This is a genomic window from Natrinema soli (assembly GCF_028618695.1).
Genome location: NZ_JAQIVI010000318.1, coordinates 36,826 through 60,548, shown reverse-complemented (window position 1 = coordinate 60,548; position 23,723 = coordinate 36,826). Strand labels below are relative to the sequence as shown.

The window sequence follows — 23,723 nt, the reverse complement described above, 5'->3', positions numbered from 1 at the left end:
GCGGAGTGGGCCGAAGCCGCCGGAATGCCCGCCCACAGAGTCGTCAAACACTACGCGGGCGGCCGCCTCGAGGGGCCGACGCCGAGCGTGATGAGCGAGAAGGATCGCCTCGAGACCGCGGCCGAGCGCGGCGAGCCGTTCCTGATGGAAACCGACTACATCGACGACCCGGATCGGCCGGGGGCAGTGCTCGGACCCAAGACGGTCCCGCGGCGGGTTCGGTGGCTGCTCGAGAACGGTCACGATACCGCGGTTCGTATCGCCCACGTCGAGACGCCGAAGCGAGTCTACGGGATCGACACGGAAGCGACGCTCGAGCGAACGGAGTAATCACTGGTTACGTTTCGACTGTTCGGGGAACTAACAGCAGGAAGCGCCGTATCTGGGCAACTAGGGCGGCCGTAGGCGGGTATTGCGTTTTCGTTCGGTCCCACTAAACATTCACTCGCGGCGGCTAGTGTAGAGAAAGGCATTTCAAGCGGCCGGTGTAGGTGTCTGTATGAGCAATCCCCCGACCGAGTTCTACTCGGAGGAACGCTGGCAGAACTGGATCGGTCGCATCAAAGACGAAGACATCGATCCGGAGGACGAATCGTCGGCGCGGCTCCTGCTCAACCTGCAGGATGACACGGCGATCGCGATCGCGAAGATCGTCGCCGCCTACGACGACGACGAACTCGATCAGGAGGATGCGCTCGGAGAGATCGCGGACGTTCGCGAGATCGTCCTCAGCGAGGTGGATATCGAGGACGAGGAGAAGCTGATCCTCGTCGACGGCGTCCAGACGAGCCTGGTCTGCGTCTTCTTCGCGGCCGAGGAGTACGTCGCCAACGGACCCGCCGACGAGGGCAGCGTCGGCGACTACCTCGGCGCCGCGGCCGACGCGGAGGCCGAAGAGGACCTCGACGCCGCACTCGGCTACGCGGCCCAGGCCGGGACGCTCATCATCGACGGCAACGAGCTCGACATGACCGTCGCCGAGAACCTCGAGTACGGACTGGTCACGGAGTGGATCAACGGCCTGGACAGCCTCCAGAGCGCGATGAGCGATCCCGAAGTCGTCGAAGAGGACGAGTAACGAGCACGCGCGGCCGCTCGAGCGATACGTTTGTTTTGGGCGGCGGGTTCGCCGTTCCGTAGCCACCAGACGTTTACGCTATCACGACTATCCTCGGCTCTGTCATTGCGGCGAGACGAACGTGCAGTGACCGTCCAGATTGGGGCGGTGCTGATGCTCGCTATCATCTTCGCCGCGCTCGCGCTCTATCAGGTAAATGCCGTTCCTGCAGAGAACGGGGCGGTCGAGAGCGAGCACAATCAGCGGGTTCACGGGGAACTACAGGACCTGCGAAACGCCGTCCGGAACGTCGGAACCGGCGGCGGCACCCGGTCGGTGTCGGTCACGCTCGGGACCTCCTACCCCACGCGGATCTTCCTAACGAACTCGCCGGATCCGACAGGAACCCTCGAGACGACCGACTGGGCGAACGTAACCATCGAGACGCGACCTACGAGGGGTCGGCCGACGACTAGGACGGCGACTCGTCCAATCTAACCGGGTGTCACGAAACGACGACGATCGCGTACGAATCCGAGCGGCCGGATAGAGCCGGTCGATCCCGTCGGCCACATTTCCTTCGACGATCGTCGAAACACCGAACGACAATACCTTGTACCATCACCTGTATTGACGAGACATGACTGCAGTCGGTATCGACGCCGTCGAGATCTGGACCGGGAACCTCAAACTGGACCTTCCTGGCACGTTCGCCCCGGAGAAGGGCGAAGACCCGGAAAAGTACACGAAAGGGCTCGGGCTCAACGCGAGTTCGTTCCCCGATAGCTACGAGGACATCGTCACGATGGGAGCGAACGCTGCCCACCGACTGATGGAACGGAAAGGACTCGAGCCGGCCGATATCGGTCGAATCGACGTTGCGACCGAGAGCGCCTTCGACAACTCGAAGCCGGTTTCGACGTACGTCGCTGGCTGCCTCGAGCAGGTGTACGACGGTGACTTCCATCACGCGAACAAGGGCGAGCGGAAGTTCGCCTGTATCGCGGGGACCCAGAGTCTGGACGATGCCTACAACTGGATCCGCGCGGGCCGCAATCGCGGCCGCTCGGCGCTGGTCATCGCGACCGACACCGCGCTCTACGCGCGCGGTGACGACGGCGAGGCGACCCAGGGGGCCGGAGCCGTCGCGATGCTCATCAGCGAGGATCCGAACCTCGTCGAACTCTCCGCCGAGCAGGGGTACGGATCGGCCGACGAGACGGACTTCCTCAAACCGAACCAGCAGTTCCCGTCGGTCGACGGCAAACGGTCCGTCCAAGTCTACCTCGCGCGCATGCGAGAGGCCCTTGAGGACTACGAGAGCGTCGCGGGCGAGGTCCACGAGGCGGACTTCGTCTACGCGCCGTTCCACACGCCGTTCCCGGGGATGGTCCGGAAGGCGGCATTGCTTGCGTTCCGCCACATCACCCGAAATACGGAAATCGAGGACAAACTGGCCGAGGAAATCGGTCGGCAGCCCCGACCCGAGGCGTTCGACTCCGACGAGGAGTATCGCGACGCGCTCCGGGAGTACATGGACCTCCTCAAGGACACCGACCGCTACGCGGAGTGGTACGACACGACGATCGATCCGACCCTGACCATCGCCCGCGAGGTCGGCAACTGGTACACGGGCTCCGTCCACGTCGCCCGCGCGAGCGCGCTCAAACACGCTCGCGAGCAGGGCCGAGAGATGACCGGCGAAAAGATGCTCATCGGCTCCTACGGCAGCGGCGCACAGGCGGAGATTCACTCCGAGACGATTCGAGAGGGGTGGGCCGAGGAGATCGACGCCCTGAACGTCGACGAACAACTTGCCGATCGCTACGAGATGTCGTGGGAGGACTACGAGGAGATCCACGACGCCCACAACCACGAGATGGACGTCGACGTCGAGGAGTTCACGACGCCCACCGAGGAGTTCGTCTTCGACGGCTGGGGCCGCATGGGCGAGCGGAAGTACCGATACGTGGAGTAGCGCATTGAACGCACGGCGGTACGCAAGCATCCGCTCGCGACGCGAGCGGTTTTCCGCCGGAGCGGGGTGAAACCCCGCGACGGCGGCCTACTGGCATCAACGGGTTTTGCCGGGGTTCGACCGAGTGAGCGAAGCGAACGAGAGAGGACCCCGGTAAAAGAGGTTGCTAAGCTGCGCATTCGTTAGGAGGCGTGAGGAGGGTCTGTGAGTTGTTCCAGACTTCTTGGAAATCAAATGGTTAGCAAATCGTATCAGTGGACTAATTTATAGGGATATTGCATCTCCAGACATGCCAGACAGTCCCGATCCACCGGACTGGATCGTCGAGCAGCCCGGATTGACCGTGTTCGCACTGCTGAGCGGTCTTCTCGCACTGTTCGTCCTCCTCCCGTATCTCCAGTACGTCCTGTTCGGCGTCGTTCTCGCGTACATTCTGCTGCCCGTCCAGCGACGGCTCGAGCAGTACATCAGACCGACGTTCGCGGCGATCACGGTGGTAATCGCCACGTTGCTTATCGTGTTGATCCCGCTCGTCTACGTTATCTCGGTCGCGGTTCGACAGTCGCTCCGGCTGGTTCGCTCGATCAGGCAGGGCGAAATCAACGTCGAGACGGTCGAGGGAGTGCTCGAGACGAACGGGTACGCCGTCGATCTCGTGGACCTGTACGAATCGAATCAGGGACGCATCGCGACCGCCATCCAGGAAGTCACGTCGGGGGCGATCAATCTCGTCGGTAGTTTGCCGAGTATGTTCATCGGCCTGACCGTCACGCTGTTCGTCCTCTTCGCGCTGTTGCGGGACGGGGAGCGACTCGTCGCGTGGTTCCAGTGGGTGTTGCCGATCGACGACGAGATTCTGGACGAACTCAGCACGGGGCTGGATCGGCTGATGTGGGCCTCGGTCGTCGGGAACGTCGCCGTTGCGGCCATTCAGGCGGTGATGCTCGGGGTCGGGCTGGCGATCGCCGGCGTCCCCGCCGTCGTCTTTCTCACCGTCGCGACGTTCGTCCTGACGCTGCTCCCGCTCGTCGGCGCGTTCGGGATCTGGATCCCGGCGGCGGCCTACTTGGTCGCGATGGGGCGGCCGACCGCCGGCGCGGTAATGGCCATCTACGGACTGCTCGTCACCTTCTCGGATTCGTACCTGCGTCCCGCGCTGATCGGCCGGACCAGCGCCTTCAACTCCGCTATCGTCGTCGTGGGGATCTTCGGCGGCCTCATCGCCTTCGGTGCCGTCGGGCTGTTCATCGGCCCGGTCGTCCTCGGCGGCGCGAAACTCACCCTCGATTGCTTCGCTCGAGCGCGCACGGATCAACCGATCGCCGGGGCCGTCACCGGAGGCGAGGGAGTAGGGGCTGGCCCCACGGAGCCGGCCGGCGAACAAGAGTCCGCAACCGAGTCGGACGAGGGCGTAGGTGTTGAATCACCGACTGATCCAGGCGACGACTCCTGTTCCGATTCGTAATCGCACTGCTGACATCGCTACTCGTTCTTCCACTCGCCGGGTTTTACGCCGTGAATCTCGCCTTTCGCCTCCCGGCCCCCCGGCCACAGCCCGAGTGCGATCACGCTCACGAAGAAGAGGCCGAGGACTGCCGCCACGACCGCACCGTGGATCCCCGGTAATTCGGCGGCTTCCGTCCACTGCTGCTCCGGGGTAAACATCGTGACTTTGAACGCCCAGCCGACCCCTGCCACCGTGAACAGGAGCCCGTACACGCGACGAATACGCCGAGAGAGTGCCTCTCGAGTCGATACCTTGAACGTCGGATTCCGGAGATCGTCGCTTAGTTCCTCGCGCCAGGCCGGATGTTCGACGCCGACGGGCTCGAAGGCGTTCGCGAACACGTTCTCCTGAATGAACCGGACGCGGGCGCGCCAGTGGTCGTAGAACCGGTAGCGGCGAACCTCGTAGAACAGGAAGATCGAGAGGACGAACATCCCGATCAGGAGCAGGAAGGCGGGCATATTCCGACTCGAAAAGACGATCGAGAGCACCGCAGCGAGGAGCGTGATCGCCCAGTCGGTCGTCCGATCGATCCGGTCCTGCGCGCTGTTGGCCTGACTGACCTCCCCCCGATAGAAGTGGGGGAGCACGCCGAGCAGCGAATCGGTGTCGGCCGCGGCCGTCGCACCGATCTCCTGATCGCCGCGATCGAGCGGGCCGTCTCGAGCGTCCCGGTCCTCCCCGCCGTCTCCCTCGAGTCCCCCGTCTCGAGTGTCGTTATCGTCCGCACGTGTCTCGTCGCCTGCGTCGACCATGCGACCCTCCGACACCGGCGTCTGCTATAGTGGTCCGTGTAGCGCCTGCAGGGTAGAGGAGACGGCGACTACCGGCCCGTCAGTCCGAAACGAGTGCGTTCATAACCCCGTGCCCGCTAGAGACGTGTATCGTGTCTCGGATCGAACGACGCAATCGACGCGGGTGGGGGCGAACCGGAGCGATCGATCGGGACCACTGCTAATCATGCACGGATCACACGCTACGGGGAGTCCGTACGCTCCCCACACGAACGAGGACCGCGCGGCGATGCTCGAGGCGGTCGGTGCGGGAAGTGTCGAAGACCTCTTCGACATTCCGGCCGACGTCGCGTTCGAGGGCCGCTTCGACATCGACGCACGCACGGAACGGGAAACGCGACGGCTGGTTCGATCTATTCTGGGTCGCAACGACGACGTGACCGAACTGCTCGGACGCGGCCACTACGGCTACTACGTTCCGTCGCTGGTCGACCACCTCGCGGATCGCTCGGAGTTTCTCACGTCGTACACACAGTACCAGCCGGAGATCTCCCAGGGGTTCTTGCAGGCCCTGTTCGAGTACCAGTCGCTGCTGGTCGAACTGACCGGCCTCGCGATCGCGAACTGCTCGATCTACGACGCGGCGACGGCGCTCGGCGAGGCCGCGACGCTGGCCGACCGCGTCCGCGATACGACGGGTCACCGCGTGCTCGTTCCCGAACTCCTGCGGGAGGAACGGCGGAGCACGCTCGAGAACTACGTGGCCGGTACCGATCTCGCCGTCAATGAGTATCCGATCGACGACGGGAACGTCGACCTCGCGGGGCTCGAGGCGACCGTCGACGAGGAGGTCGTGATGATCTACGCCGAGAATCCGACCGTGCGCGGGACGATCGAGGAGCACCTCGCGGCGGTCGGCGACCTCGCTGACGACAACAACGCGCTCTACACGCTCGGCTCGGATCCGATCGCGCTGTCCCTGCTCGAGCGACCCGCGGACGTCGGTGTCGACGTCGTCGTCGGCGACGCGAGCGTGCTCGGTCTCCCGACGAGCTACGGGATGGGACTCGGCCTCTTTGCGACGCGCGAGGAGTACCTGCGCCAGGTTCCCGGCCGACTGGTCGGTGTCAGCGAGGACGCGACCGACCGCCGGGCGTTCACGCTCACCCTCCAGACTCGCGAACAGCACATCCGCCGGGAACGCGCGACGAGCAATATCTGTACGAACCAGGCCTGGGTCGCGCTCCGAACCGCGATACACGCCGCCGTCCTCGGGCCGACCGGGATGGTCGATCTCGCGAAACGCGACGTCATCCGAGCCAGGGACCTCGCGGAGCGCCTCGACGACATCGTCGGCGTCAAAGCGCCGGTCCACGACCGCCACCACGTTCGAGAGTTCGTCGCCCATGTCGACCAGCCCGCACGGGCCGTCGCCGAGGACCTCGAGCGACTCGGCTTCGCGGTTCACGTCCTCGGTGACCACGAGATTCAGGTCTGCGTCGCCGGCGTTCCCGACGACCGGATCGATCGATTCGTCGAGGCCCTCGAGGAGGCGGCACGATGAGCGACGACAGATCCGACGACGACGCCGCACAGTCGCGCTACGATCAGGCTCGATTCATCGAGAACGGTGAGTACGAACCGCTGCTCTCCGAGAAGGATCAGACGCGGGTCGAGATCGGCGATGGGGACAGTGGTAGTGACGCTGACAGCGATAGTTACAGTCTCGATGCCCGACATGATGCCGACGGATCGCCGCTCCCCGACGACCTGACGCGGGACTCGCTCGAGTTGCCCGAACTCTCCGAACCCGAATTGGCGCGCCACTACACGCGGCTCTCGCAGATGATCTACGGGATCGATAGCGGGCCCTACCCGCTGGGCTCGTGCACGATGAAGTACAACCCGAAGTTCACCGAGGACGTGGCCGCGCTGCCGTCGGCGGCCGTTCACCCGGATCGATCCGAAGAGTCCATCCAGGGGACGCTCGAACTCCTCTCCCGGCTGCAGGACTACCTCGGCCGGATCGGCGGGATGGACGCGGTGACGCTTCAGCCGCCCGCCGGCGCGGCCGGCGAGTTCGTCGGGATTCGCGTCGCCGCGGCGTACCACGAACACAACGACGAGGGGCATCGGGACGAGGTCATCATCCCGGAGAGCGCCCACGGGACTAACTTCGCCAGCGCCGCGCTGGGCGGCTACGACGTCGTCTCCCTGCCCAGCGACGACGAGGGCCGGGCCGACCGCGAGGCGCTCGAGGCCGCCCTCTCCGAGCACACCGCGGCGCTCATGCTGACCAACCCGAATACGCTCGGTCTGTTCGAGCGTGACATCACCGAAATCGCGGCGATGGTCCACGACGTCGGCGGCCTGCTCTACTACGATGGGGCGAACCTGAACGCCCTTCTCGGCCGCGCTCGGCCGGGCGACATGGGCTTCGACGTGATGCACTACAACGTCCACAAGACGTTCGCGACGCCCCACGGCGGCGGCGGGCCGGGTGCCGGTCCGGTCGGCGTCGTCGACGAACTCGCCCCGTTCCTGCCCGCACCGCGCGTCCGCAAGCGTGGCGAGGACTCGAAAGGGGGCGATCCGGTCTACGAGCGGTTCGATCCCGAACACACGATCGGCAAGGTCCACGGGTTCGACGGCAACTGGCTGGTGCTCCTCAAGGCGTTCGCCTACATCGCCCGCCTCGGCGACGAGGGACTCGCGGACGCGAGCGCCTCCGCGGTGCTCAACGCGAACTATCTCGCAGAGCGGATCGAGTACGACATCCCCTACGGCCCGTTCCACCACGAGTTCGTCGCCAGCGCCGGTGAACAGGACGCCGCCGACGTCGCGAAGCGGATGCTCGACTACGGCGTCCACCCGCCGACGACCAAGTGGCCCGAGATCGTCCCCGAGGCCCTGATGACCGAGCCGACCGAAATCGAGAGCAAGGACACCCTCGATCGACTCGCCGCCGCGTTCAACGCGGTCGCCGGCGAGGACGATGCGACGCTCGAGGCCGCGCCGGAACGCACTACCGCCCGTCGAATCGACCAGACGAGCGCCGCGCGGAACCCGCGGCTGTCGTGGCAGGCGCTTTCGGACGACTCGTAAGCGATCGATCGGTTCGTTGTCTTCGTTCGGTCACCGTGCGGTTATTCGATCGAATCCCCGGACCCGTTTGTGGAAGCTCTTCACGGGACTCGCTGGTGTTTCTACTACGGCAGAACCATCAGCAGAGGATTTCGCGCGAAAACGCGGGTCGAGACGCTCGGTTCGGAATCGAGTCTACACCGTTAAACCGTGCTCGAGTCCACGGCGGTTCCGTTGTCGCCGATCCGGACGAACCCGTAGTCGCAGTCCGGGCAGTGCCACTTGACCTTCTCGCCGAGGTGGAGCGTCGTGCTGGCGGCGCGGTAGAACGTCTTCTCGCCCCCGCAATCGGGACACTCGTGTACGAGTTCCAGAGCCATACGTGACCCTAGAGACCGAAGCGAGTTTAACGTACTGATTTCCGCAGTCTCCGAATCGAATCTCCGGAGTGAACGCGAACCGCGGCGCGTCGAGTGACAGGGAAGTTAAGTGCGATCCCTCCGTCGATCCAGCCATGTCGATCTACACCGGTCGCGGCGACGACGGGCAGACGGATCTTCGGGACATGACTCGCGTCTCGAAATCCAGCGCCCGCATCGAGGCCTACGGGACCGTCGACGAACTCAACGCCCTGCTCGGGACGATCCGACCGACCGACCACGACGATATTGACGATCGGCTGGCGGCGATCCAGAACCACCTCCACGTCGTCCAGGCTGATTTCGCGAATCCCGATCCGGACGAGGACGACCCCGCGATCCGTCCCGATCACGTCGAGACCGTCGAGGACTGGATCGACGAGTACGACGGCGAACTCGAGCCCTTAACCTCGTTCATCCTCCCGACCGGCAGCGAACACGGGGCGGCGCTTCACCACGCTCGCACGGTTTGTCGACGAGCGGAGCGGCGGGCGGTCGCGCTCGCCGGCGAGGAGCAGATCAACGAGGATGCGGTCCAGTACCTCAATCGGCTCTCGGACGGGCTGTTCACGTTCGCTCGCGTGGTCAACGCTCGCGAGGGGGAACCGGAGGACGCTCCCGACTACGATAGCGGCCACTGACAGTCACTGCACACCCGATCGAGCGATGCGCGGTTCGGAGTGATGCGCGGTTCGGAGCGAACAGAGTGAGCGAGAACCGCGAGACGGGAACGGCGAGCGAAGCGAGCCGTGAGCGACCGTCGGGAGCGAGAACCGCGGACTGTGCGATCGGTGTGTGAATCGTTTCAGTCGGTACTCTAGCGCAAACCGGTCGGAGAATCGGCTCCATCTCCCGATATATCGGCTCCGGTCGTGTGAAATTCGATTCCCGCGGGAGCGATCGCCGAAACGGCGGCTCTGGTAGTCGATATCGGCCCGAATCGAGATCGTCCCGTCGCTGACGCCTCTGGCCCCGAACGGCGTGGACTACGAGTGCTCGGTTTCGGTCATCGGTGGTAATTCGATAGCGACGAGTTCGTGTCCCGTCTCTCGTCGGTGGTCGGTTCCGATTCGCGTCGCTTCGTCGCGGCCGTCTGCCGATCGCTCGTACCCACAGCCGTTGCATTCCACGAGGAACCGTTTCCGCTCTCGGGAGCCAGCGGCCGTCTCGTTCGTTGCCATATCCGACTAGTCAACGACCGATCGCTTGAACTGCCCTCCAAAACAAATTGGATTTCGTCGCCGATCGACACGGTGCGCCGACTTGGTTCCGGTGAATACGCTCTCTCTACTGGCCGCAGAGACGTCCTCGTTCGTCCGGACGAATCACAGACCGATGTTCAGCGCGTATCCCCACGTTTCGCCGGCGATGACCAGCACGATCAGGGACGCGCCCAGCAGTTCGACGTTCTTGAAAAAGTGGGTCATCTCGCCTTGCTGTTGGTCCTCGGGTACCGCCCAGAAGTCGTGCATGAACGGCGTCACGACGAGGAAAAACACGGCCAGCATCCCCGCGGCGACGACTGGATAGACGCCGAAGACGATGCCGAGCCCGCCGAGGACCAGCACCACGCCCGACGCGACGACGCCGAACCTGGCCGCGGGGACCCCCTTCGACTGCGCGTAGCCGGCCATCATATCCGTCGCCATGAAGTGATTGAGTCCCTGGTACACGAGGAGGCCACCGAACAGGAGCCGCCCGGCGAGCAAGAGCGCCGCGCCGATGCCGCTTTCGAACGCCATCAGCGACTCACCGCCGTCTGCGAGGTCGTCGATGATCGTGAGTGACTCCGCTGCAGTCGGTTCTGCGCCTCGAGTCGCGATAGTAGTTGCATTACGTTATCGGGTTCGTATCCGAACCTGATATAGTCTCGCTAACGGGAGTGTTACCGGGTGAAACGCCCGTTATCGTGGAAATTGGATCGTCGATTGATGCCGTACGACACGGGCTGCTCGAGCCGGGGCCCATCACTTCGAGCGTTCAGACTCGAGCGGACGACCACGATAGCCGTTGGGTCAGATTCGAAACACGCTCCCGGCTCGAGATGCCTGTCACGACCTGCTGCTCCGCACGCTCGAATTCTGTTGGCTACGAAAGAACTATATTCCCGTCAGGCCTCTCTGTGGGAGAGAACCACATGAACAAACACTTCCACGACAGCCTGTACTACCTGCGACGAGCCGCCGAGCACGCTCGACTCGGTGTGACGGAGCAGACGGACTGGGTCACGGATCGGGTCCGATCGTCCCTCGGCCGAGAGCGCGTCCCGGAACCCGGCCGCCTCGACCGGGTCCGCGAGGACGTGACCGCCCTCGAGCGACGAGCCGAAACGAGGGTTTTCGCGGCGCTCGATTCCGCGCGTGATCGCGTGGACCGCTCGAGGGTGGCTGCGGACGACTGCTGAAAGGAAGCCTTAAGTCAAACGCACGGGAATCCCCTCGTGCGGGTTGGTGATCTAGTTGGTTATGATACCTCCTTCACACGGAGGAAGTCGGCGGTTCAAATCCGCCCCAACCCATACGCTCACTTCGTTCGCGTGAACCCGCAGACAGGTAGGGACGGTTATGGGTGACACCAGTATTGGCAAGCTGGATTCCACCAAGTCCCTTGTCGGGGGTCGTCGCCGTTGTGCGATTGTACTATAACGCGTTGATCCGGAACACTGGGTACTCTCAGCGGTGGATGGCCGAGACGTCGTACTCGTCACCCAAGCGCTCGCTCGGCTCCTCCGTGCGAGCGCAGTTCTGGTATCGTGAGTTCCGTGAGATCGTCCTGATATTCGCCGTTTCGAACATCGAACAACTTAGTGAGCCACTGTGATCCCCGACCGTCCCCGGAGCAACACAGCACTTCGAACGGGTTCTCGAGTCGCTGTAACTCGGGTGCGGCTATTCGGGTCGGCCTCGTTCCGTCGCACGTTTCACTTCGGCGCCGCATTCGCTTATGAGACGGGGCGATGTCCGTTGTGCATGGCAGATTCGAACGACGATACGTTCGACCCGACGACGCCCGAACAGCGGGAGATCGGCCGCGAAATGGTCGACGAGAGCACGGGCCTCGGCTCGGTGATGGCCCACGCGTACCGCGGCGAACTCGGCCGAGTGGACACGTGGCGACAGCGCCTCGACCAGACGACGACGTGGGCGGTGACTGTGATGGCGGCGATCCTGACGTGGGCGTTCTCGAGTCCAGACAACCCCCACTACATCCTGTTGATCGGAATCGTGGTCGTCACGGTCTTCCTCGGCATCGAGGCGCGGCGGTACCGGGACTACGACGTCTTCCGGGCGCGCGTTCGGATGCTTCAGGAGAATCTGCTCGCGACTGCTCTGGACCCGTCACGGGACGTCGAACGCTCCGATTGGCGAGTGGAACTGAGTCAGGACTACCGCAAGCCCACGGTGAAAGTATCGATGCAGGAGGCCCTTGCGAATCGCCTGCGACGCGTATATCTCGCGCTACTCGGCGTCCTCCTCGTCGCGTGGCTCTTCAGAGTGACCGCGTTCGCGGCTCGCGAAGACTGGATCAACACCGCCGCGATCGCTCGAATCCAGGGACTGGTCGTGATCGCGGTCGTCGTCGCGTTCTACGTCGCGCTGCTCGCGATTGCGCTGTGGCCGCGAGAACGCCAGGCGAAGGGCGAATTTCGTAACGGAAAGGAAGGTGACTGGAAGGATTCGGACGCGAAAGACGAGTCGCGGAACTGATAATCGATTGACCACACGAAACCGATTCGAGTCCGACCACCCGCAACTAGACTACGAAGTTGTTTGGTCCCACCCGTTATCGCGTTAGCAGATCATTCCGGATCGAACTGGCCTCATTGGGAGAGAAGATCACAGCGAGTAACCCACGAGCGGGGCAACGAGAGTCATGGACCGCTGGCTCTCGGTGCTTGCTTATGAAGTGCTGAAACTGATCCCACCGCGGTCGACGCGAACTCAGGAAGATCGTCTCCGTCTGAGCCGAGCACGTCACGAGTCGCAGTCATGTACTTCAGCCGACTCGGTGTTTCACGGTAGCTGTGGCCGTCTTCGAGTCGGAAACAGTGCAAGACGACGTGTACCTAGCGGGCGAACCCGCCGCTGGCGGGCTCGCCCGCGTGCTTCCCCAACGCTTGTTTGGCTAGGTGGCGACACTGCTCAACGAAGTCGAGGAGATCAGCTTCATAGATCAGAATCGATTTCCTCGGCTTCATCCTTCTAACCCGTGATATCTGGCACGTAGATCACTATTCAACACGGCACAATTTTCTAAGTTGCGTCAGAATGTTCTCTGTCCGGTGGAGTTTCAGGTAGTATCGTAGAAATAGGACCTAAATCTACTTCACCGATTCCTTACGAACTCGTGAAGCATTTATAGGATAGCAACAGACGAGCGTGACGCCACGGCGCTGTCAATACTTCGAGTGAATCACTCGTCATCGTCTGTGAGCGAGAACGTGACGTAAGAGTCGGCGTTCGACGGCGTCGGTTCGTCGGGAACATCGCCCGGGTACAGCAGCCAGACGAGTCGCGACGAATCGTCACTGGGCTCGAGTGAGCTCTCGATCGCCGCGCTCTCGCCGTGCTCGAGTTCGGTTTCGAACCGCTCGAGTTCCCGCTGGTCCTCGACGGAGACGGCGTCGGACGACTCGTTCGTGGCGAGCTCCTGTTCGACGGCGACGACCGTGTAGGAAACCGTTCGCTGTTCGTTGTTTTCGATGCCGACGGTGAACTCGTCGGGGGTCCCGTTGTCGGCCGAGCTATTGGTCAGGAGATCGCCGTCCTCGTCGAGGAGGGAGATCGCCGAGTAGCCGTCGTCGGAGCCGGCGCTGACGTCGTCGCTGAGCCCGGGAGCGACGATGGCGAAGCCGACGGTCGCGACGGCGAGGACGACCGTGACGGCCAACAGTCCGTTCAACATTGCGTCGGAACGGGTGTTCCGGGGAAACAGTGACTGCCGAATCCGTCCTCTCGACTGAGTATCGGGAAGGGAAAATCTGGCGGACGGCGCAACGGCGCGCCGTCTACGGACGGCGACGAGCGTGACGAGTACCGTCACGGCCGAGACGGCGGCGACGACGGGACCGAGTCGGATCCCCCACGGCGTGTAGTTCATCGCGAGTCCGATCGCCGGAACGAAAACGACGCTGAGTATAATCGACAGGGAGAACCGGTCGACGATGTCGATCCCGTTCCCGTTTTCGAACCAGCGCGTCCGATCGATCCCGTCGTCGGGCGTCCCCACGGGATCATCATGGGCGGGGCCGTCGACGGCGTCGACGGATCGGTCGCGTTCCGGAAACAGTGCAGCGACGACCGCGTACCCGGGAACGAAGAGGACGAACGCGATCCCGACCGGAACGCGCAACGGCGTCTCTCGAAGTCCCGGTGTGAACGCCACGACGAGGACGAGGGCCGTCGCGACGAGCACGGCGGTGAGGTCCCTCGGGAGCGACCGGTCGTTCCGAACGGGGCTATCCTGGGTCCCACTGCTGTCAGCCATTTACTCGTCCTTCGATATCCGTCACGTAAATTGGCGGGACGGTTGCACTGACTTTCGCGTATTCATGACCGTCTACCGAAGCCCACTCTCATCGCGTTGATCGTCGGTCCGGTCTCCGAACGGCGAAGGATGGGAGTAACGGCGAGACCCGTGACCAACCGGACGAACGGTGGTGACCCCTCCAAAAATCGGCTATACGGGTCGTCTCGAGTCCCATTGCCGTTGTCTCAGTCGAGTCACGGAGAGTGTAGCACGTCCATTACTTTCAACTGAAGCAGCACTAGATCCGTGACGAATGTTGTCGCTCGAGTCAATTGTCGGCACGTCACTCCTTCTTTGCGAGGGAGCCGACCATCGACCGGAGCGTCCCGCTCCATCCCGTCGAGGCGGACGAGAGCCGCACTTCCAGTCGAACACGGATCGAATTCAGCCATGAAGCCAGACAATCCCGACGAGAACATCAATCGGAGCATCGCCGGCGTCGAACGACCGCGAGACCAGTCCCGGGCCAGGCTCGCCGACCTCGAGAACCGGGCCGAGCGGTTGACGGCTCGAAACGAGCGCCTCCACGACCACGTCGGGTGGTCCGAACGGAGCGGGACGGATCCGTCGACGCTCGGATTCGTCGGACTGAGCGCGCTGTGCGTCGGTGGTGCGTTCGTCGTGCCGAGCGCGCAGAGCGTATTGTTCACCCTCGCCGGGATCGGCGTCGTCGGGGCACTGCTCGTCGCCACGATGACGCGGGGTGAGTTCATCGAACGCGGCGATGCCGAGGAAGTGTACGCGGCGTGCGCCGCCAACTACGACGCGTTGATCGCCGCGTTCGACCACGGCGCGGACCGGTTCTATCTCCCGGACGAGGACGGTCATATCAGACTGTTCGTTCCGCGTCGTTCGGACGATGCCCCGGAATCAGTGACTGCGCCGGTCTCCGGCGACGCCGACCGCCGGGGGCTCTTTCTCGAGCCGATCGGCAGCGGTTTCGTTCGCGAGGTCGAGGGAGCGGTGGCCGATGCGAAGCTGTCGACGCCGGCCGCGATGGTCGAGCAACTAACCGACGCGCTCGAGGACCGGTTCGAGTTCGTCACTGCGACCGATTCAGTCGTCGAAGCGGGACGAGCCGAGATCGCCGTCTCCGGAAGCGCCTTCGGGCCCGTCGATCGGTTCGATCACCCCGTCGCCTCGATCCTCGCCGTCGGTCTCGCGACCCACCTCGAGCGACCGGTTCGACTCGAGGTGACCGACGACACGGACCGCGGGGAGTGGCTCGTTCGCTGCCACTGGGAGACGAACGCCGAGTAGGAGCGGTGACGAGGAGTGAGATGATAGCGGGGTAAGGAGATGACGGAGCGAGAAGATGGTGAAGCGAGAAGCGGGGAGTGAGGAGTATCTGCGTGCCGCAATCTGGCGTCGACTTTTCCGATTCGTTCCGCAAGCGGCCGGTGGTCACGGTGATCCATAGCACCTTCGCCGGTGGTGGCCAGCGTCGTGTGGTTCGCCGCGAGCGATGCCGGCCGGTCGGCCGAACCGCGAGTGGCGCTCAGGGGAGTACGTCCGGCGCGAACAGCTGAACGAGTCTGACGTTCACGGCGACCACGGCGGCGACGAGCGCGACCGTGAGGAGCACGTCGAGGTCATCGCGCCACCGAGTGGGCACGTCGGCCGGCGTCAGCAGTTCGGTGATGGTTACGAACCCGATGACCGCGAGCAGGACGAACAGGGCGTACGAGAACGTGCCCGCTATCGAGAGCGCCAGCACGACCCCGAGCAGCCAGACGAGCTGTGCGCGAACGTATCTGCGGCGGAGCGGCGTCGACATTGCCGGCGACCTATCACGACGACTGATATAAAGCCACGCGATAGTACTCGCCGTAGACGGTCAGTAACCGATTCGTACCGCGTCCATCCCGAAGTAGCCGCCGTCGACAAAATGGCACGTCCGCCGATCGGCCGAGGCGAACCGGCCGATAGACCGCCGAGGCGGACCACTACTCCGGCATCGCCGGATGCTCGGTGTGTCGATTCCAGCGACTCCACTTCCAGAGCGGGGTTCCCGGGAGTTCGAATCTGAACAGGGACATCGTTCCGCAGGGCTCGAACTGCGAGGACTCGATTCCGTATCGGGCGACGTTATCGACGCCGGTATCAGTGTAAATGGTCGCGTCCGGATCGCGCTCGAGGATCCATTCGGTTCGGACGCGGTTGATCTCCTTGAAGAGTCCCTGTCCGCTGTACTCGGGCATCGTCCTCGCGTCGAACAGCCAGTACCAGTCCTCGCCGCAGATAGAGTCTGGCAGCGCCCGCGGGGCGCGCTTCGACTCCGGCGTCAGGATCCAGCCGTAGCTCATCACGTCGTCTCCCTCGTGGAGGACCATGCCGACGTACTCGTCGTTCAGGTACTCGAAGTACCGGTCCCGCCATTCGGAGTCGTCTCCGAAGAATCGACGGACGGAGTCCGTGTCGTCGACCGTGCTCAGTTCGTACTCGGTCGACGCGTATGACTCGCTCGGGAGGTCGCCCGCGAATTCGTAGACGGCGAGATCGAGTTTCGCCTTTTTGGCCTTACCGATGATAGACATCGTGGCAACTAGATGGAATTCGAAGCCATATGAATTGGTGATCGTTTTTCCAGTTTCTGATACGACCCGATCGACAGGGGTGACGGAATCCCGCGCTTACACGTTCGGCCGCGTTTGAAGGCAGTGAATAGCAATGACGGTTATCGTTCCGTATTCATCATGAGAGCGTCAGTTGCACGAATTCGGCTGCGGAGCGATTCGCTCACGTCTCACGTCGTCTTCGCACCAGTAGTCACGGTGTCGAGATGGCGCGGTTCGGAATGACGCGGCGCGAAATGACGCAGTGACGGAGCGGAACGGCGACGAGATGGCGCAGCGAGGAGAGAGCACGGTGACGAGATGACGCAGCCAAGCGCGCTGTGACGAACTGGCGACCGGTCGCCGCAAAAATCGAGACGAATCGTCTCGGAACGAGAACCGGATTCCGAACGACGGCGTTGACTGACCTGCACGAAGCCGATACGATGGCCACACAACCCACATGGCGAACAGACTGATATCGAACATCGTCTCCGATTTCGGCGGTCGCGTCGTTCACGTCGCATCCACCGGACTCCTCTTGCTCGTTCTCACTCGAACGCTCGGGCCGGAGTCGTACGGTCTGCTCGCGCTCGCGCTCTCGATTTTCTCGTTCTCCCGGTTCCTCAGCGAATCCGGACTGCCGTGGGCAGCCGCGAGATACATCGCAGCGGACACTGACGACACGTCCGAGCGAGCCGTCGCAGCAGTCGTCGAGTCGTGGATCCTGGTCGTCGTCGCCTCGATGATCGTCGCGATCTCGCTGGTGATCGGTGCCGAGTTCATCGCGACGCTGGTCGGTGAGGCCGGACTCGGCGGCCTGTTGCTCGTCGGATCCACGTACGTCCTGTTCTACACGCTTTACCGGTACAATCGGGGTATCTTGCAGGGGTACGAGGCGATCTCAGCCACCGCCAAACTCCACGCGATAAAAGGGCTCATGACCCTGCTGTTCGTTACCGTCGCCGTCCTGGTCTGGCGGACGCCGACGGCGGCCGTCGTCGGCTACGTCCTCGCGTTCGCCATCGCGACGCTGCTCGGCCACTGGATGGTCTGGCAGGTCAGCGACCTCGAGCGCTCGAGCATCGCCACGGACGGTGCGGTCCGGATGAACATCCTCCGGTACAACGTCCCGCTCAGCGTCACGCGCTTGTCCGCCGAGGTCGACGGCCACCTCGACGTGATCCTCGTGGGCGCACTCACGAACCCGACGCAGGTCGCGTTCTACACGATCGGCAAGCAGATCAGCCAGTTCACGCGCGTCCCCGCGGCCTCGATCGGATTCGCGCTGTCGCCGTCCTACGGTGCGGAAACGGCGGAGGGCCGAACCGAGGCGGCCACGTCGGTCTATCAGGAGAGCCTCACCAAGACGCTGACGTTGTACATCCCCGCGTGCGTGGGTCTCTTCGTCGTCGCCGACCCGGCCATCGTTACCGTTTTCGGCGAGGGCTACGCCGGCGGCGTCCTCGTCGTGCAGGTCCTCTCGCTGTTCGTCCTCTTCGAGGCCCTCGAGAACATCTCCGGACCCGCGCTCGATTACCTCGGCCGGGCCCGTTCCCGCGCGGTCCTCAAGGCGATCACCTCGGTCGCGAACGTCGCCTTGAACGTCCTCCTGATCCCCGAGTTCGGGGCGGTCGGTGCCGCGATCGCGACCGTAATCACGTACGGGACGTACGCGATCCTGTCGGTGGGTATCGTCTCGACCGAACTGCCGTTCGACGTCCGAGCCGTCGGCCGCTGTGTCGCGACGGCGACCGTCATCTCCGTCGGCATGGCGGCCGTCGTCCTCGTGTTGTTAGGCCTCTTCTCGGGACTCGGCGGGCTGGTGATCGCCATCGGCGCGAGCGGCGTCGTCTGGCTCGTCGCCTGTCAGGCGTTCGATCTCATCAACGTCGAACAGGTCGCGAACCAGCTCAGGGGTTGATCGACGACGTCCCGATCAGCCGTAGAACGCGACCTCGTCCGAATCGTACACTCGATCTCGTGTCGCGAGTTCGTCCTCGGGGATCGACTCCGCTTCGACGTACTCGGAGAACTGCAACGGTCGGCCCCGGTCCTCGAGTTCGCCTTCCCTGATGAGAACGCCGTCGTAGTCGGCGAACAGCGCCTCGTCTTCGCCGGCGTCGACGACCGAACACGACGACGAGTGGAGCGCACCCATATACCGACAGCTGGTCCTGTCGCTTCCGATCTCTCCCTCGTAGCCCGCGTCGATCGTCTCGAACGACGCCTGCTCGTTTTCGGTGAGGTAGAACGTGTAGAACGGCCGTTCGACGACCGGATTGTCCGAGGCGGTGAAGTCGTTCGAGACGGCCGTGACCGCGAACCCGGACGTGAGAACGAGGAGGGCGAGGAACACCGTCATCCCGCCGCGGTCGAGCAGTTCGTACAGCCCGTAGCCGGCGATGAGTGCGATGAACATGAAACTGTAGTGGCCGAACCGACTGATGTTGACGCCGGCCAGCGCATCGAGCAGCAGCGTCGGACCGGGGAAGGCCAGCGGTACGAGCGCGACGGTGAGTATGCCGAGCGACGTGACCAGCGGGACGGTTCGACTCGGCCGGAGCCGTCGATCCGATTCGGCCGTCTGGTCCGCGTCGCTCGCGGCCATTCGCCGCTGCCAGAACAGGAACCCGACGAGGACGAAAAACAGCGCGAACGCGTAGGCCGCGTAGTTGGCGACTTCGGCCCAGGGGCTCGAGAGCACGCCCTGTGGCGTTCCCGAGGACGGTGTGGATCCGAAGAAACTCACGGAGATGGTGTCCACGATCCGATCCACGATGAACTCGGCCTCGTAGAGCCAGTAGACGGCCGTGATCAGCGCCGTCACCGAGAGGACGTAGTTGTCGACGATCCGGACGGGGGTTTCGATCGTCCGCTCGATGAGAGAGAGGACGACGAGAATCGCGAAGACGAACGGGATCGAGACGGGATGATAGACGACGATCGCGCCGACGAAAACGACGGTCAGGGCCCGCATTCCGGTCGTCGGACGGTCTACGAGCGTGAGAACGAGCGCGAGGAACAGAATCGACGTGACGCTACGCGGGATCGAGTACATGCCGTAGAAGAGGTACAGCGGGAACGCGATCAGGACGAGACACGAGAGCAATCCGACGGTCTCGTTCGGATAGACGCGTCGGGCGATTCCGTACATGAGCCCGATAGCCGCGGCGAACACGCCACCTGAGAGGACGTACATCGTCGTGTGGTGGGCGACCCAGTCACCGAACAGCTGGGTCGACACCGCGGCGTAGACGTGCCACAGCTGGAACGCCTCGTACTCGGGAACCAGCGACACCGTTCGCCCCGTCTCGACGATCGCCGACACCAACGCGACGTGGGTCGTCAGGTCACCGTGGCCGACGAAGAACTCGTAGTTCAGCGTCACGCTGTAGATGACGAGCGTCGCGATGGCCATCAGATGATAGAGGGCGATCACGTGTCTGCCTCGAGTGGACGGCGTCGTCGTTATCAGCAAAAAGCAGAGCACGTACGCGAGCGCGACCCCCGCGTAGAAGGCCAGCGGGCGGACGTTGGTGATGACGAGTAACGCGATCAGCCCGCTCAGGAGCAGGTGGAACGCGATCGACCACACTCGCCAGTCGACCCGTGGAACGCGCCAGTCGTTTCGCTCGAGGACCGACCGGTCGGAGCCGAACGCCCGGACCACTATCGGCGCTGCGACCATCGGAACGGCGAAGTAAAGCCCCAGGATCGCCAGGTTCCCCGATCCGAGTAGCAGGGGTATGCTGATGCCGATCACGGCCAGCACCGGCAGCGCGATCGACGAGATGCCGTATAGCTCGTGAGTGATTCGTCTCACGGTGCATCACCGATCGGTATCGGCTCCCGTTGCGGTTCGGCTCGCGGCCGGCGCCGACGCGCAGTCGGCGGAATCCGCCACGCTGTGAGACAGCTCATCTGTCAGCGTCTAATACGACGGGCTTCGTTAAGCGTTTCACACTGTTCACAAATCCTGAGAACGATGAGGTATACTGGCAGATAGCGGCACGGATACGCGGAGATACATTTCAAAATCTATGATTGAAATTCGACACATATGCAATATCTAATACACCAAATAAAAAGAATGGAGCGAATACTGAGAGTCGTGCTGAAGCGAACGGCGGGTAGGGGCCGCGTTCGGGGACACAGCGACACGCGCTGGAGCCTCCCGATATCGGAGTCGCACCGATCAGCGACGGTCGGAACGGCGAACCTGACGATATCACGGTCGACCATTCGTTGCTCGGACGATACGAGCCGGGTCTGGGGGCGTGGTCCATCGTCGGCGGTAGGTCGGGCATATCTCAAAGCGGTGTGCGCATAGTCCGGAATTGCCGTCCGATTCCTGATCGTAACTACGGACGTCTGTGATGGGGAGAGAAACGAATGGTAACGCGACGGTCGTTGTTGAAGTGTCTCGGGGGGGCCACCGCAGCGGGTATTACGGCGGGCGGGATGGCGGTCATCTCACGGAACGTGGGCGACGGTGATATCGACGCGAGCGGGGAGACGTTCGAATCGATCGAAATCGACTACGGAGCGTACGCCGATCCGACCGAGATCTATCGCGTCTGGACGGGCTATCCGAGTCGGTTCTCGTTCGTCGACGACGAGACGTATACGGGGGAGACGGCGTTGCGGTGTACGATTCCGTCGGCTGCGAGCGACGGGAGCAACGCGATGTTCTGGTTTCCCGACAGGGGGTACGAACAACCCCGCGAGGTCTCCCAGCGTTCGATGATCCGGCTGAGCGACGACTGGACGATGGCTGACGGGGACATCTGTCGGTTCTGGTCGGCGGGACTGAACACGGAGGCGGGCGCGCACGGTTCCGGCGGACGCGGCAAGCCGTCGGGCGATGACGGTTGGTCGACGATGCTCGCCGTGACCGACAGAGGGACCGATGGCGACGACCTGTACAATCTCGGCGCGTACACGTACCACATGGACCAGCGGGGCGCAAGCGGCGAGTTCGAAGTCATCGACGCACCGATTCCCGCCGGAAAGTGGTTCCGACTCGAGACGTCCGTCCGGATGAACACGGTCTCCGACGGTGAGGCGGAACCGGACGGCGAGGCTCGCTGCTGGGTGAACGGCGATCTCGTCTACGAGCGGACCGACTTCCGCTGGACGACGACCGAGGCGCAGGCGATCGAGTACGCCGGCCCGCTGGTCCGCTACGGCGGAACCGAGACCGCACCGACCGATCTCGCCATCTATTATGACGATCACGAACTCCGGGGTGCCGACGCGGCGAATAGATCGACGCGCGACCGCGGTCCGTTCGTCGCGGACCCGACCACTACGGACGAGTACGAGGGTCGAATTACCGTCGTGACCGACGCCGAAACGACGTATCGGCTGTATATCGACGGCTACGTCGTTCACAGCCGGTGGAGCGACGTCCGTGGTCGGGAGGCGAGCCCCAACGATGCGGTCGAAATTTCGCTGGCCGACAACACCCGAAACGGCTACGTGACGGTCGACGCGGACGCCGATCCGGCTACCGCCGACGGCTACCTCTTCGACGGCGAACTCGTCGCCGTCGACGCCGATCCCGAACTCGAGGAACTGTGGCTCTCCGGCGACCGGGTCGATCCGGCCGAGTTCCCGTCCGCCCCCGACGAGTGAGCGAGGCTTCCGCGCGACGCGCGGACCGATTCAGACGGACCGCTGTAAGTCATTTCCCGCGCAACCGCGGGACGGTTCGCAGTTGCGCTGGTACATCGGTACAGCAGACCGTGTCAGAGCGACTTTTCGACGTACTTGTCTCGCCCGAACCGGTACGCCGGCCACGCGAGCCGCGAATAGCCCTTTTCGACGTTGAAGACTGGAACGGCCGACCCACCGTACTTGTGTTTGAAGCGGAACACGGAGTTCGAGAAGTGCGAGCCGGTCTTTCCGAAGTTGTACCGATCGTACCCCCGTTCGATCCCCCAGTTGATCGCGCGTTCGTGGAGGAGTTCCGAGGGATAGTACTCGTAGTCGTCCGCGTCCGGGATCGCCGACAACCAGTGGTGCAAGACGCCGCCTTCCTCGTCGAGGAGGTAGACGTACCGGCCGATCTCACGACCTTCGACGATAGCCCTGAATACGCGAATTCGATCCTCGAGATGGTCGACCAGCGCCTCGAAGAACGCCTTCGGGAGTGGCGAGCCGTCGACTCGCTCGAGGTTTTTCACGTACCAGTCGTAGGTCGTCTCGAGGTCGGTTCCGAGCGGGTCGATCTCGATTCGATACTCCTGTTCGTTCCCTTTCCGGATGTCGCGTCGGCGTCCCTTGTCCATCCCGTCGAGGATGGCGTCCCAGCCGTCCCGCAGGTCGAGCAGGAACAGACACGACTCGAACGTCGGCTCGTACCCCCGCGTCTGGAGGTACTGTCCGTACCGGATGTACTCGAGATCGTACGTCTCGATGGCGTGGCTGATGACGGTGCGATCGGTGGTCGTCTCGAGGCTCTCGAACAGCAAGTCGAGCGATTCGGCCTCGTCCGTCTGGACGATCGGACCGCCGAATCCGGTGGGAATCGACACCAGCCGTTTCAGCGGCACCGCAACGGGGAGGCGCTCCCTGATCGAGTCGGGAATCGGGAGATCGACCGCGAAATTCGGCATGAGAGCGACCGGATTGCCGCCCTTTTCGACGACGACGTGGTGGCCGCCGTAGTCGAAGGCCTCTTCGATCGCCCGAATCCAGCCGGCCCGGTGGTAGACGGTTCCCCGGTCGGACTGGGTTACGACGTTGTTCCACTGGTTTTCGTTGATCGATTCGATGCTCCGGTACAGGGTCGGATCGAGTTCTGACACGGGTATGGTAGCTCGAGCGTTCGTCGTTCGACGGCTTGTTCGCGT

The 23,723-nt window shown here is 63.4% G+C and carries 21 protein-coding genes, 1 tRNA gene and 3 pseudogenes; 15 read left to right on the top strand and 10 right to left on the bottom strand.

All coding sequences use genetic code 11. The features are described 5' to 3' along the window. The 5 genes and pseudogenes from PGX04_RS19235 to PGX04_RS19215 all read left to right on the top strand — a co-directional run. Nucleotides 1-330: pseudogene (locus PGX04_RS19235) on the top strand (TatD family hydrolase); the annotation flags it as partial. Nucleotides 331-499: 169 nt separating this feature from the next. Further along, the gene (locus tag PGX04_RS19230) at nt 500-1,078 is read left to right on the top strand and encodes a DUF2150 family protein (protein WP_273739986.1); all 579 of its coding nucleotides are present in this window, start codon (nt 500-502) and stop codon (nt 1,076-1,078) included. Nucleotides 1,079-1,204: 126 nt separating this feature from the next. Further along, nucleotides 1,205-1,555, top strand: coding sequence for a hypothetical protein (locus PGX04_RS19225; RefSeq protein WP_273739985.1), 351 nt, complete (start codon nt 1,205-1,207; stop codon nt 1,553-1,555). A gap of 142 nt (nt 1,556-1,697) precedes the next feature. Beyond that, nucleotides 1,698-3,035 carry a hydroxymethylglutaryl-CoA synthase gene (hmgB, locus tag PGX04_RS19220; RefSeq protein WP_273739984.1) on the top strand — a complete coding sequence of 446 codons (1,338 nt, stop codon included), beginning with the start codon at nt 1,698-1,700 and terminating at the stop codon, nt 3,033-3,035. 289 nt (nt 3,036-3,324) lie between these two features. After that, nucleotides 3,325-4,500 carry an AI-2E family transporter gene (locus PGX04_RS19215; RefSeq protein WP_273739983.1) on the top strand — a complete coding sequence of 392 codons (1,176 nt, stop codon included), beginning with the start codon at nt 3,325-3,327 and terminating at the stop codon, nt 4,498-4,500. Nucleotides 4,501-4,517: 17 nt separating this feature from the next. Here the strand turns inward: PGX04_RS19215 and PGX04_RS19210 are convergent, their stop codons facing one another. Next, nucleotides 4,518-5,297, bottom strand: coding sequence for a DUF2270 domain-containing protein (locus PGX04_RS19210; RefSeq protein WP_273739982.1), 780 nt, complete (start codon nt 5,295-5,297; stop codon nt 4,518-4,520). A 205-nt stretch (nt 5,298-5,502) separates the two neighbouring features. Here PGX04_RS19210 and gcvPA point away from each other — a divergent pair, with 205 nt between their 5' ends. Further along, on the top strand, nt 5,503-6,840 hold the full coding sequence (gene gcvPA, locus PGX04_RS19205) for an aminomethyl-transferring glycine dehydrogenase subunit GcvPA (RefSeq protein ID WP_273739981.1): 1,338 nt from the start codon (nt 5,503-5,505) through the stop codon (nt 6,838-6,840). After that, entirely contained in the window at nt 6,837-8,381 is a 1,545-nt protein-coding gene (gene gcvPB / locus PGX04_RS19200) for an aminomethyl-transferring glycine dehydrogenase subunit GcvPB (RefSeq protein ID WP_273739980.1), read from the top strand. The genes gcvPA and gcvPB overlap by 4 nt, the downstream gene beginning before the upstream one ends. A gap of 182 nt (nt 8,382-8,563) precedes the next feature. Here the strand turns inward: gcvPB and PGX04_RS19195 are convergent, their stop codons facing one another. Next, nucleotides 8,564-8,740 carry a DUF7838 family putative zinc beta-ribbon protein gene (locus tag PGX04_RS19195; RefSeq protein ID WP_273739979.1) on the bottom strand — a complete coding sequence of 59 codons (177 nt, stop codon included), beginning with the start codon at nt 8,738-8,740 and terminating at the stop codon, nt 8,564-8,566. A 134-nt stretch (nt 8,741-8,874) separates the two neighbouring features. Between PGX04_RS19195 and PGX04_RS19190 the strand changes: the two genes are divergently transcribed. Next, entirely contained in the window at nt 8,875-9,420 is a 546-nt protein-coding gene (locus PGX04_RS19190) for a cob(I)yrinic acid a,c-diamide adenosyltransferase (RefSeq protein WP_273739978.1), read from the top strand. Nucleotides 9,421-9,765: 345 nt separating this feature from the next. Here the strand turns inward: PGX04_RS19190 and PGX04_RS19185 are convergent, their stop codons facing one another. Further along, complete coding sequence (locus tag PGX04_RS19185; RefSeq protein ID WP_273739977.1) at nt 9,766-9,960, bottom strand: hypothetical protein; 195 nt, start codon at nt 9,958-9,960, stop codon at nt 9,766-9,768. 144 nt (nt 9,961-10,104) lie between these two features. Then, nucleotides 10,105-10,521: a DoxX family membrane protein gene (locus tag PGX04_RS19180; protein ID WP_273739976.1), complete on the bottom strand. Its 417-nt coding sequence runs from the start codon at nt 10,519-10,521 to the stop codon at nt 10,105-10,107. 395 nt (nt 10,522-10,916) lie between these two features. On the opposite strand from PGX04_RS19180, the gene PGX04_RS19175 reads away from it, so the two are divergent. The 4 genes and pseudogenes from PGX04_RS19175 (at nt 10,917) to PGX04_RS19160 (ending at nt 12,486) form a co-directional block, all read left to right on the top strand. Further along, nucleotides 10,917-11,183 carry a DUF7553 family protein gene (locus tag PGX04_RS19175; RefSeq protein ID WP_273739975.1) on the top strand — a complete coding sequence of 89 codons (267 nt, stop codon included), beginning with the start codon at nt 10,917-10,919 and terminating at the stop codon, nt 11,181-11,183. 40 nt (nt 11,184-11,223) lie between these two features. Further along, a tRNA-Val gene (locus PGX04_RS19170) sits at nt 11,224-11,297 on the top strand. Between the two features lie 125 nt (nt 11,298-11,422). Then, nucleotides 11,423-11,599: pseudogene (locus PGX04_RS19165) on the top strand (IS5/IS1182 family transposase); the annotation flags it as partial. 149 nt (nt 11,600-11,748) lie between these two features. Then, complete coding sequence (locus tag PGX04_RS19160) at nt 11,749-12,486, top strand: DUF2270 domain-containing protein (RefSeq protein WP_273739974.1); 738 nt, start codon at nt 11,749-11,751, stop codon at nt 12,484-12,486. Nucleotides 12,487-12,710: 224 nt separating this feature from the next. Here the strand turns inward: PGX04_RS19160 and PGX04_RS19155 are convergent. Both PGX04_RS19155 and PGX04_RS19150 read right to left on the bottom strand, forming a co-directional pair. Beyond that, nucleotides 12,711-12,977: pseudogene (locus PGX04_RS19155) on the bottom strand (hypothetical protein); the annotation flags it as partial. Between the two features lie 215 nt (nt 12,978-13,192). Beyond that, nucleotides 13,193-14,266: a DUF1616 domain-containing protein gene (locus PGX04_RS19150; protein ID WP_273739973.1), complete on the bottom strand. Its 1,074-nt coding sequence runs from the start codon at nt 14,264-14,266 to the stop codon at nt 13,193-13,195. Between the two features lie 432 nt (nt 14,267-14,698). Between PGX04_RS19150 and PGX04_RS19145 the strand changes: the two genes are divergently transcribed. Further along, the gene (locus tag PGX04_RS19145) at nt 14,699-15,568 is read left to right on the top strand and encodes a DUF7982 domain-containing protein (protein WP_273739972.1); all 870 of its coding nucleotides are present in this window, start codon (nt 14,699-14,701) and stop codon (nt 15,566-15,568) included. A gap of 238 nt (nt 15,569-15,806) precedes the next feature. On the opposite strand, the gene PGX04_RS19140 is transcribed toward PGX04_RS19145, so the two are convergent. After that, nucleotides 15,807-16,085: a DUF8044 family membrane protein gene (locus PGX04_RS19140; RefSeq protein WP_273739971.1), complete on the bottom strand. Its 279-nt coding sequence runs from the start codon at nt 16,083-16,085 to the stop codon at nt 15,807-15,809. Between the two features lie 169 nt (nt 16,086-16,254). Continuing rightward, on the bottom strand, nt 16,255-16,845 hold the full coding sequence (locus PGX04_RS19135; protein ID WP_273739970.1) for a hypothetical protein: 591 nt from the start codon (nt 16,843-16,845) through the stop codon (nt 16,255-16,257). A gap of 481 nt (nt 16,846-17,326) precedes the next feature. On the opposite strand from PGX04_RS19135, the gene PGX04_RS19130 reads away from it, so the two are divergent. Next, a complete protein-coding gene (locus PGX04_RS19130) occupies nt 17,327-18,787 on the top strand; it encodes a flippase (RefSeq protein WP_273739969.1) in 1,461 nt (486 codons plus the stop codon). Between the two features lie 15 nt (nt 18,788-18,802). Here PGX04_RS19130 and PGX04_RS19125 read toward each other — a convergent pair whose 3' ends face one another. Then, on the bottom strand, nt 18,803-20,689 hold the full coding sequence (locus PGX04_RS19125) for a hypothetical protein (protein ID WP_273739968.1): 1,887 nt from the start codon (nt 20,687-20,689) through the stop codon (nt 18,803-18,805). 569 nt (nt 20,690-21,258) lie between these two features. On the opposite strand from PGX04_RS19125, the gene PGX04_RS19120 reads away from it, so the two are divergent. Then, nucleotides 21,259-22,503 (top strand): heparin lyase I family protein, encoded by a 1,245-nt coding sequence (locus PGX04_RS19120; RefSeq protein ID WP_273739967.1) that lies wholly within the window; start codon nt 21,259-21,261, stop codon nt 22,501-22,503. Nucleotides 22,504-22,616: 113 nt separating this feature from the next. On the opposite strand, the gene PGX04_RS19115 is transcribed toward PGX04_RS19120, so the two are convergent. Then, entirely contained in the window at nt 22,617-23,678 is a 1,062-nt protein-coding gene (locus PGX04_RS19115; RefSeq protein ID WP_273739966.1) for a GNAT family N-acetyltransferase, read from the bottom strand. Nucleotides 23,679-23,723: the final 45 nt, after the last annotated feature.

Coding starts and splice junctions, on each gene's coding strand:
- PGX04_RS19160 (WP_273739974.1), top strand. CDS start 11,749: ATGGCAGATTCGAACGACGATACGTTCGACCCGACGACGCCCGAACAG.
- gcvPA (WP_273739981.1), top strand. CDS start 5,503: ATGCACGGATCACACGCTACGGGGAGTCCGTACGCTCCCCACACGAAC.
- PGX04_RS19130 (WP_273739969.1), top strand. CDS start 17,327: ATGGCGAACAGACTGATATCGAACATCGTCTCCGATTTCGGCGGTCGC.
- PGX04_RS19150 (WP_273739973.1), bottom strand. CDS start 14,266: ATGGCTGACAGCAGTGGGACCCAGGATAGCCCCGTTCGGAACGACCGG.
- PGX04_RS19140 (WP_273739971.1), bottom strand. CDS start 16,085: ATGTCGACGCCGCTCCGCCGCAGATACGTTCGCGCACAGCTCGTCTGG.
- PGX04_RS19185 (WP_273739977.1), bottom strand. CDS start 9,960: ATGGCAACGAACGAGACGGCCGCTGGCTCCCGAGAGCGGAAACGGTTC.
- gcvPB (WP_273739980.1), top strand. CDS start 6,837: ATGAGCGACGACAGATCCGACGACGACGCCGCACAGTCGCGCTACGAT.
- PGX04_RS19135 (WP_273739970.1), bottom strand. CDS start 16,845: ATGTCTATCATCGGTAAGGCCAAAAAGGCGAAACTCGATCTCGCCGTC.
- PGX04_RS19180 (WP_273739976.1), bottom strand. CDS start 10,521: ATGGCGTTCGAAAGCGGCATCGGCGCGGCGCTCTTGCTCGCCGGGCGG.
- PGX04_RS19195 (WP_273739979.1), bottom strand. CDS start 8,740: ATGGCTCTGGAACTCGTACACGAGTGTCCCGATTGCGGGGGCGAGAAG.
- PGX04_RS19120 (WP_273739967.1), top strand. CDS start 21,259: ATGGTAACGCGACGGTCGTTGTTGAAGTGTCTCGGGGGGGCCACCGCA.
- PGX04_RS19210 (WP_273739982.1), bottom strand. CDS start 5,297: ATGGTCGACGCAGGCGACGAGACACGTGCGGACGATAACGACACTCGA.
- PGX04_RS19230 (WP_273739986.1), top strand. CDS start 500: ATGAGCAATCCCCCGACCGAGTTCTACTCGGAGGAACGCTGGCAGAAC.
- PGX04_RS19190 (WP_273739978.1), top strand. CDS start 8,875: ATGTCGATCTACACCGGTCGCGGCGACGACGGGCAGACGGATCTTCGG.
- PGX04_RS19145 (WP_273739972.1), top strand. CDS start 14,699: ATGAAGCCAGACAATCCCGACGAGAACATCAATCGGAGCATCGCCGGC.
- hmgB (WP_273739984.1), top strand. CDS start 1,698: ATGACTGCAGTCGGTATCGACGCCGTCGAGATCTGGACCGGGAACCTC.
- PGX04_RS19215 (WP_273739983.1), top strand. CDS start 3,325: ATGCCAGACAGTCCCGATCCACCGGACTGGATCGTCGAGCAGCCCGGA.
- PGX04_RS19175 (WP_273739975.1), top strand. CDS start 10,917: ATGAACAAACACTTCCACGACAGCCTGTACTACCTGCGACGAGCCGCC.